Origin of the sequence: Maribacter sp. R86514 (assembly GCF_044597005.1) — a bacterium.
GTDB lineage: Bacteria > Bacteroidota > Bacteroidia > Flavobacteriales > Flavobacteriaceae > Maribacter.
In genome coordinates, this window is sequence record NZ_CP138999.1 from 3645080 (window position 1) to 3660947 (window position 15868).

12 protein-coding genes are annotated in these 15868 nt (G+C 36.2%); 7 read left to right on the forward strand and 5 right to left on the reverse strand.

Features of this window, described 5'->3' with window-relative positions:
* The first annotated feature begins 85 nt into the window (after nucleotides 1–85).
* The 3 genes from SJY30_RS16020 (at nucleotide 86) to SJY30_RS16030 (ending at nucleotide 5628) form a co-directional block, all read left to right on the forward strand.
* Nucleotides 86–3439: a leucine--tRNA ligase gene (locus tag SJY30_RS16020; RefSeq protein WP_396633132.1), complete on the forward strand. Its 3354-nt coding sequence runs from the start codon at nucleotides 86–88 to the stop codon at nucleotides 3437–3439.
* 257 nt (nucleotides 3440–3696) lie between these two features.
* The gene (gene ald, locus SJY30_RS16025; RefSeq protein ID WP_396633133.1) at nucleotides 3697–4797 is read left to right on the forward strand and encodes an alanine dehydrogenase; all 1101 of its coding nucleotides are present in this window, start codon (nucleotides 3697–3699) and stop codon (nucleotides 4795–4797) included.
* A 135-nt stretch (nucleotides 4798–4932) separates the two neighbouring features.
* Nucleotides 4933–5628, forward strand: coding sequence for a zinc metallopeptidase (locus SJY30_RS16030; protein ID WP_396633134.1), 696 nt, complete (start codon nucleotides 4933–4935; stop codon nucleotides 5626–5628).
* Between the two features lie 55 nt (nucleotides 5629–5683).
* On the opposite strand, the gene SJY30_RS16035 is transcribed toward SJY30_RS16030, so the two are convergent.
* Nucleotides 5684–6154, reverse strand: a complete 471-nt coding sequence (locus SJY30_RS16035; RefSeq protein WP_027065872.1) for an Lrp/AsnC ligand binding domain-containing protein — start codon at nucleotides 6152–6154, stop codon at nucleotides 5684–5686.
* 149 nt (nucleotides 6155–6303) lie between these two features.
* On the reverse strand, nucleotides 6304–7677 hold the full coding sequence (locus SJY30_RS16040) for a saccharopine dehydrogenase family protein (RefSeq protein ID WP_396633135.1): 1374 nt from the start codon (nucleotides 7675–7677) through the stop codon (nucleotides 6304–6306).
* A gap of 81 nt (nucleotides 7678–7758) precedes the next feature.
* Between SJY30_RS16040 and SJY30_RS16045 the strand changes: the two genes are divergently transcribed.
* From SJY30_RS16045 to pckA, 4 genes are all read left to right on the forward strand, one after another.
* Nucleotides 7759–8151: a DUF423 domain-containing protein gene (locus tag SJY30_RS16045; protein WP_396633136.1), complete on the forward strand. Its 393-nt coding sequence runs from the start codon at nucleotides 7759–7761 to the stop codon at nucleotides 8149–8151.
* Between the two features lie 61 nt (nucleotides 8152–8212).
* Nucleotides 8213–9679 (forward strand): SLC13 family permease, encoded by a 1467-nt coding sequence (locus SJY30_RS16050; RefSeq protein WP_396633137.1) that lies wholly within the window; start codon nucleotides 8213–8215, stop codon nucleotides 9677–9679.
* On the forward strand, nucleotides 9680–10807 hold the full coding sequence (locus SJY30_RS16055; protein ID WP_396633138.1) for a glycerate kinase: 1128 nt from the start codon (nucleotides 9680–9682) through the stop codon (nucleotides 10805–10807).
* Between the two features lie 257 nt (nucleotides 10808–11064).
* Nucleotides 11065–12681: a phosphoenolpyruvate carboxykinase (ATP) gene (gene pckA, locus SJY30_RS16060; protein ID WP_396633139.1), complete on the forward strand. Its 1617-nt coding sequence runs from the start codon at nucleotides 11065–11067 to the stop codon at nucleotides 12679–12681.
* A 57-nt stretch (nucleotides 12682–12738) separates the two neighbouring features.
* Here the strand turns inward: pckA and SJY30_RS16065 are convergent, their stop codons facing one another.
* Genes SJY30_RS16065 through SJY30_RS16075 form a run of 3 tightly spaced genes read right to left on the reverse strand, consistent with a single transcriptional unit; the run spans nucleotide 12739 to nucleotide 15817 of the window.
* The gene (locus SJY30_RS16065) at nucleotides 12739–13482 is read right to left on the reverse strand and encodes a uroporphyrinogen-III synthase (protein ID WP_396633140.1); all 744 of its coding nucleotides are present in this window, start codon (nucleotides 13480–13482) and stop codon (nucleotides 12739–12741) included.
* A gap of 8 nt (nucleotides 13483–13490) precedes the next feature.
* Nucleotides 13491–14144 carry a DUF4271 domain-containing protein gene (locus SJY30_RS16070; RefSeq protein WP_396633141.1) on the reverse strand — a complete coding sequence of 218 codons (654 nt, stop codon included), beginning with the start codon at nucleotides 14142–14144 and terminating at the stop codon, nucleotides 13491–13493.
* Complete coding sequence (locus SJY30_RS16075; protein WP_396633142.1) at nucleotides 14144–15817, reverse strand: ArnT family glycosyltransferase; 1674 nt, start codon at nucleotides 15815–15817, stop codon at nucleotides 14144–14146. Before SJY30_RS16075 ends, SJY30_RS16070 begins: the two co-directional genes overlap by 1 nt.
* Between the last annotated feature and the right edge of the window lie 51 nt (nucleotides 15818–15868).

The window sequence follows — 15868 nt, forward strand, 5'->3', positions numbered from 1 at the left end:
ATGGTAAAACTGTTAATTGCCAATATCTTTTTAACTCTCATTGATTCAACCTATTTTTGCGACTTACAGAAAAGAAGTAAAGATCATGCAATACAATTTCAACGAAATTGAAGCCAAATGGCAAAAATACTGGGCAGAAAACCAAACATTTAAAGCGGAGAACGATTCTGAAAAAGAAAAATTCTATGTGCTTGATATGTTTCCTTATCCTTCTGGTGCGGGTCTGCATGTTGGGCATCCGTTAGGTTATATTGCAAGTGATATTTATGCGAGATATAAGAGGCATAAAGGCTTCAATGTATTGCATCCACAAGGGTATGATTCTTTTGGTTTGCCTGCAGAGCAGTATGCTATTCAAACAGGTCAGCATCCTGCAGTGACTACAGCAGCAAATATTAAAACGTACAGAAGGCAGTTAGATCAATTAGGTTTTTCTTTTGATTGGAGTAGGGAAGTAAGAACTTCTAGTCCCGAATATTATAAATGGACACAGTGGATATTCATACAAATATTCAATTCTTGGTATAATAAAGATACCGATAAGGCAGAAGATATAGAAACATTGATTTCTAAGTTTTCTACGGATGGTAATGCCAATGTAAATGCCGTATGTGATGATGATATAGAGGCATTTACAGCTGATGAATGGACTGCTTTTTCTGATGTTAAAAAACAAGAAATATTATTACAATATAGATTAACGTATTTGGCTGATACTGAGGTAAACTGGTGCCCTGCACTAGGTACGGTATTGGCAAATGACGAAATCGTAAACGGAGTATCAGAGCGTGGTGGTCACCCGGTTATTCGTAAAAAAATGACCCAATGGAGTATGCGTATTTCAGCATATGCACAACGTTTACTAGATGGTTTGGCGAAAATCGATTGGCCTCAGCCCTTAAAAGATTCGCAGACCAATTGGATTGGAAGAAGTCAAGGAGCTTCAGTCACGTTCCCCATCCTAACCTTCCCCAAAGGGGAAGGGACTGCGCCTGGCTATATGACCGGAGGTAATAATTCTCATTTGTTGCTTGATAGAGCAAAAGAAATGAGGGCTAATCCTACTGCTGCTGAATCAGTTCTTTGGGAGTCTATAAAATCTAAGAAACTAGATTATAAGTTTAGGCAACAACATTTAATAGATGATTTCATAGTAGACTTCGTTTGTTTATCTAAAAAATTGGTAATTGAGGTAGATGGGGAAATTCATGAAACTCAAAAGGAAGCTGATTTAAAAAGAACTAAAGTTTTAAATGGTTTAGGTTATAAAGTCGTAAGATTTAAAAATGAAGAAGTAATTGGAAATATTGATGGTGTTTTAGAAGAGATAAAGGCTCATTTGGAACAACAAAATATTCCCCCTTCGGGGGTTAGGGGGATAGAAGTTTTTACAACTCGCCCTGATACCATTTTCGGAGTTTCTTTTATGACCTTGGCGCCAGAGCACGAATTAGTAGGTAAAATAACTACACCAGATCAGAAAGCTGAGGTGGAAGCATATATAGAGGCAACTGCAAAGCGTTCTGAGCGTGATCGTATGGCAGACGTAAAAACCATTTCGGGTGCTTTTACAGGAGCTTATGCTGAGCATCCGTTTACCAAAGAACCTATTCCTATTTGGATCGGAGATTATGTATTGGCGGGTTATGGTACGGGAGCTGTGATGTCCGTTCCATGTGGAGATCAGCGCGATTATGATTTTGCAAAGCATTTCAATATTGATATTCCCAATGTATTTGAAGGTGTGGATATTTCTGAAGAAGCATTCGCCGATAAGGAGAAGACTGTTATTGCCAACTCTGATTTCTTAAACGGATTACCATATAAGAAAGCAATGAAGCTGGCTATCTATGAGTTGGAGAAAATTGGTCATGGCGAAGGAAAAATAAACTATAGATTGCGTGATGCTGTTTTTAGTCGTCAAAGATACTGGGGAGAACCATTCCCAGTATATTATGTAGACGGAATGCCGCAGATGATTTCTCCAGAACATTTACCAATTGAGTTGCCAGAGGTTGAAAAATATTTACCAACAGAAACTGGGGAGCCGCCATTAGGTAATGCTGAGGTATGGGCGTGGGATACTGTTGCCAATAAGGTTGTAAATAATAGTGAGTTAAATAATACCACTGTGTTTCCATTAGAGTTGAATACCATGCCAGGTTGGGCAGGTAGTTCACAGTATTTTAATAGATACATGGACCCGCATAATAGCGAGGAGATATTTTCTGAAAAAGCGATTAACTACTGGCAAGATGTAGATTTATATATAGGTGGTAGCGAACACGCAACAGGTCACTTATTGTATTCTCGTTTCTGGCAAAAATTCATGTTTGATAAAGGTTTGGTGCCTAAAGATGAGTTTGCCAAGAAGTTGATTAATCAAGGGATGATTACGGGGACTAGTGCTTTAGTGTATAGATGGAATCAAGAATATTTGAAAGAACCGATTTTTGTTTCACATGGACTTGTTTCAAAGGCTGTGAAGGAAAATGGCTTTATCAATGATTATTCAGAAAAATTAGAGAAGCTTATTAGCCACCTAACCTCTAAGCCAGGTGGGAGAAATATGGCAGCATGTGATTGGAAGCACTTCTCTCCAATTCATGCAGATGTATCATTAGTAAATGCATCGGACGAGTTGGATATTGAAGGATTTAAAAGTTGGAGGGATGAATTTGCGGATGCGGAATTTATCACTGAAGAGGATGGAACATTTAAAGTAGGTCGCGAAGTAGAGAAAATGTCCAAATCTAAATACAACGTCGTAAATCCTGATGCTATTTGTGAGGAGTACGGCGCGGATAGTTTGCGTTTGTATGAAATGTTCTTAGGACCTTTAGAACAATCAAAACCTTGGAACACTGCTGGTATAACGGGAGCACATGGTTTCTTGAAGAAACTATGGAAATTGTATATGCTCTTTTTAGATGAAACTACGGTCGCTGAGCGTAGCCGAAGTGAGGAGGAGCCATCTAAAGAATCATGGAAGACATTACATAAGACAATTAAAAAGGTAGAAGAAGATATTGAGAATTTTAGTTTCAATACATCGGTATCTACATTTATGATATGTGTCAATGAGTTGTCATCTCAAAAATGTGTGAGCAGAAAAGTATTGGAGCCTTTAGCCATATTGGTATCTCCGTACGCACCGCACATTGCAGAAGAGTTGTGGAGTAAATTGGGTCATACAGATTCTATTGCAACAGCACCTTTTCCAAAATTTGAAGAAAAGTATATTAAGGAAAGTGATAAAGAGTACCCTATTTCCTTTAATGGTAAAATGAAGTTTACCATGCAGCTATCCTTAGATTTAAGTAAAGACGAAATAGAGGCAGCAGTAATGGCGCATGAAAAAACCCAACAACAACTAGCGGGTAGAACACCTAAAAAGGTAATTGTGGTACCAGGTAAGATTGTGAATATCGTGGGTTAATACTCAAATTCTATAATTTAAAAAAAGAGGTAATGTCAATTACCTCTTTTTTTGTTTGGCTATTTGGCAATGGTAGGACTAAAAATCGGTGTTTTATTTCGTAAATAATCATAAAATTAAATACACCACCTAAAAAATAGGGGTGTAAACACTATAAAATGATAATTATAGCAAGTAACCCCTGTGTTTTATCGATTTAATGTTTGATATATGCATAATTAGTTTCAATTTTGCAGTGTAACATAAAATGATAAATCATGATTGTTGGTATTCCAAAAGAAATCAAAAACAATGAAAGCAGGGTAGGTATGACGCCGGCCGGAGTTTTCGAATTGGTAAAAAACAACCACAAAGTTTATGTCCAGTCAGATGCTGGTGAAGGCAGTGGTTTTTTTAATCAAGATTATCAACAGGCAGGTGCTATAATACTAGATACAATTGGTCAGGTATACGCCATGAGCGAAATGATCGTAAAAGTAAAAGAGCCTATTGCCGAAGAATATGATTTAATTCAACAAGGGCAAATATTGTTCACATACTTTCATTTTGCATCAAGCGAAGCCCTAACAAAGGCAATGATAAAGCAGAAGGCAATTTGTATAGCTTACGAAACCGTAGAAGATGAAGAAGGTACTTTGCCGCTTTTAACGCCAATGTCTGAAGTTGCAGGTAGAATGGCAATACAACAAGGTGCTAAATATTTAGAAAAACCTGTAAAAGGGCGTGGTGTATTATTAGGTGGGGTACCAGGTGTGGCTCCGGGTAAGGTTTTGGTCTTGGGTGCTGGTGTAGTTGGTATACAAGCTGCTAAAATGGCAGCAGGTCTTGGTGCTCACGTAACTATCTTAGATGTTAATATGAAACGTTTGCGTTATGCAAATGATGTAATGCCACCACATGTGGTTACTGAATTTTCAAATGAGTTTAATATAAGAAGACTTATAAAAACACATGATCTAATCATTGGTGGTGTGTTGTTGAAAGGAGCAAAAGCTCCAAATTTGATTACAAGAGACATGTTGAAAGAAATGAGACCTGGAACGGTAATAGTAGATGTAGCTGTAGATCAAGGCGGATGTGTAGAAACAACCAAGCCTACCACACATGAAGACCCTATTTATATTATAGATGATGTTGTGCATTATTCGGTAGCGAATATGCCAGGTGCGGTACCTTATACGTCTACAATGGCCTTGACCAATGTAACCTTGCCATATGCTTTAAAATTGGCGAATTTAGGTTGGGAAGCTGCTTGTGATAAAGACGCGGCTTTAAAGAAAGGATTAAATATCGTAGAAGGAAATGTAGTGTATCAAGAAATTATTGAAGCCTTTGGTTGGGAAGAGATAGTTGCTTAGCCAGTACATTTTGTCAGTAAAATATGCCTCGCCATATCCGAAAGGAATTTGGCGGGGTTTTTGCTTTTATATCAATAGATTCTTAAAAAAGTGGGAATCTTTAGTATATTTAATCGATTTAAAAATTGAAAAGTTATGATGGGATATTATATACTGATTGGGGCAATAGCTTTGGTCAGCTGGTTAGTTAGTAGTAAATTAAAGAGTAAGTTCAAGCATTATTCTAAGGTGCATTTGCAAAATGGAATGAGTGGTGCCGAGATTGCTGAAAAGATGTTGGCGGATCATGGTATTAGGGATGTAAAAGTTGTTTCTACACCTGGTATGCTTACGGATCACTATAACCCTGCTAACAAAACGGTAAATTTAAGTGAAGGAGTATACAATCAAAGAAATGCAGCTGCCGCGGCAGTTTCTGCGCACGAAGTAGGTCATGCTGTACAGCATGCAGAAGCTTACGAGTGGTTAGGTATGCGTTCAAAATTAGTGCCTATAGTTAGTGTAACATCCAGTATGTCTATGTGGGTCGTATTCGGTGGTTTGGCGTTAGGTGCCGCAGCTGGTGTAGGATTTGGATATTGGGTTGCTGTCGCTGGTTTAATAATGATGGGTATGGCAACGTTGTTCAGTTTTGTAACCCTACCAGTTGAATATGATGCTAGTAATCGAGCATTGGCATGGTTAAAAAATAAAAATATAGTAACACCAGAGGAATATAAAGGTTCTGAAGATGCATTGAAATGGGCTGCACGTACGTATTTAGTTGCTGCAATTGGTTCATTGGCAACTTTGGTATACTGGGGACTTCAAGTTTTTGGTGGTAGAGATTAAGCTAAAACTAGTATTTGATATAAAAAAAGCCTTCTCAATTGGGAAGGTTTTTTTTTTATATACTTATTTGTCTATCTATTTGTTGGGCCAAAGAAATAAACGTTTCTGTTCTTGAAACCCCTTCTATGGCTTGTATTTCTTTGTTAAGTACCTGCATTAAGTGTTCATTGTCTCTACACAACACTTTAATTAAAATAGACCAATTTCCCGTGGTATAGTGGCATTCCAATACTTCTGGAATTTTCTCTAATTGTTTTACTGCCATTGGGTTGCTCATCGCTTTATCTAGATAGATGCCGATATATGCCATGGTAGTATAACCTAATGACTTGGGATTGACAATAAATTTAGAACCAGATAAAAGTCCTGATGCTTCTAGTTTTCTTAAACGTTGATGTATAGCTGCGCCGGATATTCCAATACTTCTCGCAATTTCAAGTACTGGTTTACGGGCGTCTTCCATTAAAAATCGTAAGATTTTTTTATCGATTCCGTCAATTTTAGCCAAAGAAGTAGGTGTTTTCATGTTTTCTTAAATCAATTATCTCAATTGTAAAAGGTCGAGGTATACTAATTAATTTATAATTTCAAGGCAAGCCTTGGGTAATTGAACCTTTAATGAGAGTTTAAAACATAAATGTACTTATTTGGTTTTAAAATGATAGTTAAAAAGTGTTAGTTGACTACAGAATTTGGATTATAACCTAAATAAGGAATGTCATATTCCATGAAATTGACTCCGTAATCCTCAAGTTCCTTCAATATAGGTTCGTACACTTCTTTAGTAATAGGTATCTGTACACCTGGGGTAGTAATATCGCCATTCAATATTTTTAAAGCTGCCATGGCTACTGGTAAACCCACAGTTTTTGCCATTGCTGTAAACGTTTGGTTTTCGCCAGTAACTACAAGTTTAGAATCTATTTGTTTCTTTTCTCCGTTTAATTCATAACCAAATTTATGATACATGACAATCATGTCTTTTTCTTCTGGCTGAAGTGTCCAACTATCTTCTAATATTTTCTGAAGAGCTTGAGCAGGTGTGGCATTTGGTATCCCAATTATTTTATTGTTATCAAAAAGATTTAGTTCCACTAATTTATCCCAACGTATATCATCTTGATCCAATTTCAGGTAATGTCTAAGTTTTAGTTCGACAGAATCTGTTGGTGAGTAAGGAAGAAAAAGATTAATGAATTCGCGATAACTCATTTTTTCAGAGTTTTCTATAGTAAATGTATCGTCGGTTACTCCTAATTGAATGAACATATTCCATGCTTTGGAAAAGCCGACACGGCGCATAGTACCTCTGTAAATAGTTAGTGCATCTTGTAATTTATAAGCCTCTCTGTAATTTAACGAATCGCGATTAGCGTATCCTTCAAAACGACCATATCCTTCAATTTCAAAAAATTCCGTACGCCTGAATAATCGGTGGTAAGGTATGTATTTATAAGTGCCCTCTTGAATGAACTTGGCAATTCCGCCTTGCCCTGCAAGAACTACGTTTCTGGGGTTCCAGGTAAATTTGTAGTTCCAAAGGTTATTATCGTGTTCCGGGGCTACCAAGCCACCACAAAAAGATTCGAACAGGATTATTTTACCACCTTTATCTCTTATGCGGTCTATTACTTGCATGGCGCTCATATGATCTAAACCGGGATCTAATCCTATTTCGTTCATGAATACGAGTCCCGCTTCCTTCACCTTTTTATCAAGAGCAAGCAGTTCTGAACTAACGTATGATGCTGTCACCAAATGCTTTTTGAGATGAACACAATCTTCTGCAACCTTAATATGAAAGCGAGCGGGAAGCATAGAAATAACGATGTCTGAATTATCTATCGCTTTTTTTCTTGCGTTATCTTCGAATATATCAAGGGCAATGACCGTGCAAGAAGGATGTTGTGCAATCGATGATGGAATTGCAGCAGGATTAATGTCGCCAATGGTGACTTCTAATTTTTCTACTTCCGCTTTTCCTAAAAGGTAATCCAACAAATAGGAGGTAGATTTACCTGCGCCTATAACAAGAATTTTTCGCATCATACGATTTCAGTATTTTTGATTGGTAACGATTTACTAAGGTATCAAATTGTTACATTTATAAGAAAAGTTATTATAAAAGTTATGAAAAAAACAATTTTAGGTACTGCGTGTCTATTTGGAATGTTGGCAGTTGTTCTTGGTGCTTTTGGTGCACATGGGCTGAAAAATTTGGTGGATGCAAAATCTGTAGCCACTTTTGAGACGGGAGTTAGGTATCAAATGTACCATGCCTTTTTCTTGTTTGTACTTGGGTTGTTGCCTTTAGAATATGTAAAGTCTAAAAAGACCATTTATATATGTACCGTAATAGGTATCGTTTTATTTTCTTTTTCTATTTATCTGCTGTCGTTAAATTCATTGGTAACATTTGATTTTAAGGTTATCGGCATCATTACACCTATCGGTGGTTTGTTTTTAATTGCGGCTTGGGCACTTATGAGCTATGGTGTAATGAAATCAAAATTTGTAAAATAGCTGGTGAATACGTTGTTTCAGTCACTAAATAGCTTATTTTCAACATATCAATGGCTTTTTCATGACTAAAACAAAATTACTAGGACTAGTCTTGGGTCCTTTTTCTTTTATATTGATTCTTTCCTTTTTTCATCCAGAAGGACTTTCTACACAGGCAAATGCTGTCTTGGCATCTACCATTTGGATTGCCATATGGTGGATTACCGAAGCAATACCGATAGCTGTAACGGCATTGTTACCATTGGTGCTATTTCCGCTTTCTGGCGGATTGGATTTGTCATCTACCTCGGGTTCTTTTGGGCATAAATATGTATTTCTCTATATGGGCGGGTTCATCATTGCCATTGCCATAGAAAAATGGAATCTCCATAGAAGAATAGCCTTGAATATTATCAACCTCATAGGTTCAGATGTTAGAAAGATTATTCTGGGCTTTATGTTGGCAACTGCTTTTTTATCCATGTGGATTTCCAATACGGCTACTTCGGTAATGATGCTTCCTATAGGTTTAGCGATTATAAAACAGTTACAAGATAACCCAGATACGGTAGAAGATGAAAATAAGACCTTTGGTAAGGCACTAATGTTGGCAATAGCTTACAGTGCTTCTATAGGTGGTGTGGCTACGCTTATAGGCACACCGCCAAACCTAGTTTTGGCAGGTGTGGTTTTAGATACTTATGGTTATGAAATCACCTTTATGCAATGGTTTGCCTTTGGCTTGCCCATTTCAATTATTCTGATTTTCATTTGTTGGAAGTATTTGACACAGTATGCTTTTAGCTTTAAGCAGAAATCCTTTCCAGGAGGTAAGCAAGAGATCAAACGTTTACTGTCCAATCTTGGTAAAATTTCATATGAAGAGAAAGTAGTGGCTTTTGTATTTGCTTTGACTGCATTCTGTTGGATCACGCGCTCGTTTTTATTGCAAAAGATATTACCGGGCTTAGATGATACTATCATAGCCATATTCTTTTCAATTGTATTATTCTTGATTCCTTCAAAGAAAAAAGGAGAGCAACTCATTAATTGGGAAGAAGCCGTAAAAATACCATGGGGTATTATTCTTTTGTTCGGTGGCGGTATGGCATTGGCAAAAGGATTTGAAGTTAGCGGATTGGCGGTATGGATCGGTAGTCAAATGACATCTTTAGCAGGGTTGCCGATAATAGTTCTGATTTTAGTGCTGATAGCAGCGGTGAACTTTCTAACTGAAATTACATCCAACCTGGCAACCACAGCAATGTTGTTACCAGTATTAGCCCCTATGGCGTTAACCATAGATGTGCATCCGTTTGTATTAATGGTGGGTGCTGCGGTTGCGGCATCATGTGCTTTTATGTTACCGGTGGCAACACCTCCAAATGCAGTGGTTTTTGGTTCGGGTTACCTGAGAATTCCGGATATGGTGGGCAAAGGCTTTTTTATGAATATAATTTCTGTCATCATATTAACCTTTTTCGTATATTTTGTTCTCCCAGAATTGTGGGATATTTCTATTTATAGTTTTCCCGATAAATTTAAATAAATGAAGCTATTACTTATTCCAGATAAATTTACCGACTCTTTGTCTAGAGATGACTTTAAAGATGCGTTTACCGAAGGTATGAAGAAATCAGGGATTGGTTTTTCCACTCGTTATTTGAATGCGACGGATGGAGGTGAGGATTTTTTAACTGTTGTAAGTAAATACAAGCCTTGTATATCTATACAGGTAATAAGTGAAAACCCATTAAGAAAACCTATTCAATCATACTACCTATATAACAAAGAAGATAATGCAGCATATATTGAGCTGGCCAACGCTTCAGGTATTGAACTACTGTCCAGTGATGAACAAAACCCAATGTTCACTACAACTTATGGTACGGGCATTGAAATTAAGGATGCAATAGATAAAGGGGTCAAACATATTTATATCGGTCTAGGGGCAAGTGCTACCAATGATGGCGGTATAGGTATTGCCAATGCCTTAGGGTACGATTTTCTTAACGAGAACGGTGTAATATTGCCTCCGATGGGATCTAGTTTGCAATTAATTAAGTCTATTGATGATTCGCGAGTGCCCGAAAACGTAAAAGATGTTAGTTTCTACACGATCAATGATGTTGTAAATCCCTTGTTCGGTATCAATGGCGCTGCACATGTATATGCAAAATATAAAGGAGCTACAGAAAATATCATTACAGATTTAAATAAAGGTCTAATACGTTTAAATAGAGTGGTGACAGATAAGTATAAGGTGCAGTACAACAACCTGGCAGGTGCCGGTGCGGCAGGAGGAGCTGCTTTCGGGTTAAAAGCATTTTTGAACGCAGAGTATTTGAGTGCTATGGATTTTGTTCTAAACATCTCTGGATTTAGAAAGATTTTAGAAAAAGAAAATTTTGATTATTTAATTACCGGCGAAGGTAAAATTGACGAGCAAAATTTAAATAGTAAGTTATTACAGAGTGTTATAAATTTAGGTAAGGAATATAAAATACCAACAATTGCCATTTGTGGGTCGCTTGATATCGCAAAAGATGAATTACAAAAAATAGGTGTTTTTGATGTTTTGGAAATTCAAGATAAAGAACAGGATCTTGAGTATAATATGAAGCATGCAGCCATGCTTTTGAGTGCGAAAACGGCTGAATATTTTGCTGAATTATAAAAATCGACTGTCAAAAAAAGACCCTTTTTTTTATTTATTTCTTAAAATTGTTAGCCTTAAATAACAATAATGTATTTAAATTTCGTTTATGCTTTATAAAATGTATTAAAAGGAATAAATAGCCTGAGAATAATTTTCGTTTTTGCTCAATCTTTAAATGATTTCGTATTTCGACGTAAATTAAGGTGAATTGAACTCTGAAAACCAGTGGTTCAGCTTTTATTTTTTTAGTTTTACACGAACAAATTTTCTAAAGCATGAAAAGCTCAACGACAAATGCGAATACCATATCCCTAAAAAACTACGGGATTACACACGCCAATTTTCATTATCAGGAAACACCCGTAAATCTCCAAAAAGCCACTCTAGAAATGGATATGGGAGTTGAAACCAGCAACGGTACACTTGCTGTAAATACTGGTGAATTTACAGGTAGATCCCCTAAAGATAGATATATCGTCAAAGATGATATAACTAAAGATAAAATTTGGTGGGGAGATATCAATATTCCGTTTGAAAAGGAAAAGTTTGATGCCTTATATACTAAGGTAATTAGTTATTTAAACGAAAAAGAACTTTTCGTTAGGGATAGTTATGCATGTGCAGACGAAGACTATAAATTGAATATACGTGTGATCAATGAATATCCTTGGTCAAATATGTTTGCGTATAATATGTTTTTACGTCCTACAGAAGCAGAATTAGAAGATTTCACGCCAGAGTGGACCGTTATCAACGCTCCTGGTTTTATGGCAGATGCAGAGTTGGATGGAACAAGACAACACAATTTTGCTATTCTAAACTTCACTGATAAAATTGCATTGATTGGTGGAACAGGGTATACAGGGGAAATTAAAAAAGGTATTTTCTCTGCCTTGAACTTTATTCTACCGGTTTATAAGGAAACATTGCCAATGCACTGTTCGTCAAATGTAGGTGAAGATGGAGATACGGCAATCTTTTTTGGATTATCAGGAACAGGAAAAACAACTTTATCAACAGATCCCAATAGAAAATTAATAGGAGATGATGAACATGGTTGGACGAGTAGAAATACCGTATTCAATTTTGAAGGAGGCTGTTACGCAAAGGTGATTAATTTATCTGAAGAGCAAGAACCTGAAATTTACGGAGCTATCAAACCAGGCGCAATACTTGAAAATGTAGTACTAGATGATAAGGGCAATGTTGATTTTGCCGATACTTCAATAACACAAAATACAAGGGTTAGTTACCCAATTCATCATATAGATAACATACAGCAACCATCTATTGGTAAGTACGTAAAAAATATTTTCTTTTTAACTGCAGATGCTTTTGGTGTACTGCCTCCGATATCTAAGCTTACACCTAGTCAGGCTGCATATCACTTTATTTCTGGTTACACGGCTAAAGTTGCGGGTACAGAAGCAGGTGTTGTAGAACCTGTACCATCGTTTTCAGCTTGTTTTGGCGCACCTTTTATGCCATTACACCCAACAAAGTATGCTGAAATGTTGAGTAAGAAAATGAAAGAATCCGGCGTTGATGTTTGGCTTGTGAATACAGGATGGACAGGCGGACCTTACGGTATTGGTACAAGAATGAAATTAAAGTATACGAGAGCTATGATATCTGCTGCCCTAAGTGGTGAGTTAGGTTTGTATTCTTATGATAAGTACCATATTCATTCGGTATTCGGTGTTGCCCAACCAAGAGAATGTCCTGGTGTACCAACATCGGTATTGAGTCCGAGAGCAACTTGGAACGACGATGAGAAATATTATAAAACCGCATTTAAATTGACAAATGCATTCAGGGAAAACTTCAAAAAGTTTGAAAGTTATGCCAGTGAAGAAATAAGAAGGGGCGGACCACAGCGGTACGCATTTTAAGACAATAAAAAAAGCCTTGCATTGCAAGGCTTTTTTTTATGCTATACTTTAAGCGACCTATTTATTTACACTTATAATATACTTCTGTAACGCCATGGTCATAGAAGGTGTTTCAGGTGTTGGTGCTTTAATGTCTATACGTAAGCCGGCTTCGGTCGCCGCATCTACGGTAGAGTTACCGAATACGGCAATTCTGGTTTCCTTTTGATCGAAATCTGGAAAATTCTGCAATAAAGACTCAATTCCAGACGGACTAAAAAATACTAAAATGTCATAGTACACATTACGTAGATCAGAAAGATCGCTAATAACGGTTTTATAAAAAATAGCTCTTTTCCAATTAATGCTTAGAGAATCTAAAGTGTCAGGAACGTCTTGTTTAAGTACATCTGAAGAAGGAAGTAAGAATTTTTCATCCTTATATTTCTTGATCAACGGTACTAAATCGGTGAATAATCTTTTACCTACGTAAATTTTACGTTTTCTATAGACCACGTATTTTTGAAGGTAATAGGCTACCGCTTCAGATTGGCAGAAGTATTTCATAGAGTCTGGCACCTTAAAACGCATTTCGTCTGCAATTCTAAAGAAATGATCCACTGCGTTTCTACTTGTTAAGATAATAGCGGTAAAATCATTCAAATCAATCTTTTGCTGTCGCACGGTTTTTGCGTCAACTCCTTCTACATGTATGAACGGTCTAAAATCAACCTTTACTTTCTCTTTGTCTATAAGCTTGGAATAGGGGGAGTTTTCCATTTTCGGCTCAGGTTGAGAGACCAAAATCGTTTTTACTTTCATATGATGCACTATTTTAGAAAGCTTCCCATAATAACTAGGGGTGCAATTTCAAGTGCGCAAAGGTACAAAATAAAATAGAAAAAATAGTTGCTTATAAATTTCTGGTAATTCCTGAGGACTGTTACCCAGCCAATTATATTGATCCCTAAAAATAGAATTAGCGCTATAAATATTACTATTTGTGAGTCTTTAAAAACATAAGCTAGAAAAACGTTGGCTACAAAAAGAACAATGCCGCCGTAATTTAAGTAGGTTAGTTTCTTAAAAATCAACTCATTAAAAGTATTGTAAGAATTAAAAATGAATCCATTGAATAGCTGTACCAATGTTTTTAGGGTGATAAATAAGAAAACACTTGCAAGTAGTAGCGGAAAAATATATTGGTTTTTTGCTTCTGTAGGACTTATATATACACGCCAAATAAAAAAAATAAAAAGCGTTGTATTGATAATTTGAAAGAGGCTCATTTGAAAATGAAACCAATTAAACAGCTTTTCTTTCTTCGCATACATGGTAATGTATTTATTGTTAAAAGGAAGAATGATGAAGTTTAAAAATCTAGAATAATAGATGCTTTTGCCTATTAATGGAAATAGAAGACTTACCATAAGTGTTATGGTGATCCAATCGGTTTGCTCAAAAGTCCTTGCTATAGGCTCCATTATTTTACTCGAATTGCTTTTCCGTTTAGACCGTACAAAAGGTCGTTTTCAGAAATTACCACTCTAAAGTAACCAATGTTTTCCTTTTTTGTTTTAGGTAGTTGAAATATAAAATCAGTAGTGTCTTTTTTCTTTAGAAATCTAGTATTCGGCAATACAGGTTCTGTTGTCATCTGCAAAGTCTGCATGGGTTTTTTATAATCGTCCATGTAACTAACCGCAAATTTTAGTTTTTTAAGGTCTATATCTTCGTTGTAAGGGTTGTAGACTTTAAGACTAATGTTTTCTTTAAAATTTAGAGTCAAGGTCGTATCTGCAAGTATACATTCTAATTTTCTGAACGATTGATAATTGGTAATGTATTTGCCTTTGTAAAGTCCGCCGTTTTCACGTGTATAGGTAAATGTAGGATTGTTTAAATATTTGGAAACATACGCTACATCTTTACCGCGAATTTGCTCTTCAGCATCATTAATTGAATATTGGTTTTTTCGATACATGAAATTGTTCAATGAGAAAGTAGGTGTGCCATTTGTATAAAAAGAATACATTGGCGCGTTCCTATAAGAATTTTCAAATACCACAGGTATATCGCCAACTTCCTCTTCAATAGCCTTTGCCCATTCTTTATTGCCATGACTTTCATAATAGAAGTTAAAAAGTAAAGGCTGATATATAAGTCCTATTCTTAAATAAATTATTAGAACCGTATTGATAAGTCCTAACCTAAAAATCCAAGTTAAGGCTTGCTTGTTTTGTAGCATGTAGTTGAATGCTACAATCACTAACGGAATACAAACAATAATTATCCATTGTGTTTGAACCCTTCTGTTAAAACTAGAGACGAAAAAGAAGATCAGTACACCATAAGTAAGACAGATAAGCGCCTTGTTGAATAGGTCGTTTCCTTTCGTTTTAAACAATGCTTTATAAATAAAAGGAAAAGTCAGGCCAAAAATAGCTACCAAATTCACGAAGAAGCCCAATGTATATTTTTCAAATCGATATGCGCCGTTGGGGCGTTCATATAAATGATATTTTATAGATACAAGGTCGTTCTCGTATAGCCAATAAAAATGGGGTGCATAACAACATAGGGCAATTGTAACCGCGAGCCAAGCGTATTTATTGGTAGTAAGTTTTAAGTTTGATAGCAGCACAAAGAATATGACCAGTACGGCATGGTATTTACTGTACATTAAGGCGGCCATGAATACTCCTAAAAGAATTGCTAAGCCTGCAGTTGGTCTTTTTATAAAATGCTTGTAAGTAAGTAAAAAGCAACTGGTAAAAAATAATAGCGGTGTGTCTGGTAAGGTAAAAAAGCCATAGGCATTTAATAATGTCATGGAAAAAACCAGCACAAAGAAATGTTTAATGTAGTCGTTCTTTTTTGGGTTGTCTATCATCAGCCAAAGAAGAATAATATTGACCGCAGATAATACGCAGCTCATAAAACGTACACCTAGTTCTTCATTAAAGAAGATGCTGCTTATTTTTATTAAGAGCGCCACCATTGGTGGGTGGTCAAAATAGCCCCAAGCCATGTTTTGACTATAATACCAGTAATAAGACTCGTCAAAAATGAGTTGCGTAAAACTAGATTGAATAAGATTTAATATGAATATGGCAGCTAAAAAAAAGTAGAACTGCTTTGGAATTTTAGTCAACATTTGCATAGGTTACTAAATGGCAAAATTACAAATTTAAGGTTAGGTAACTAG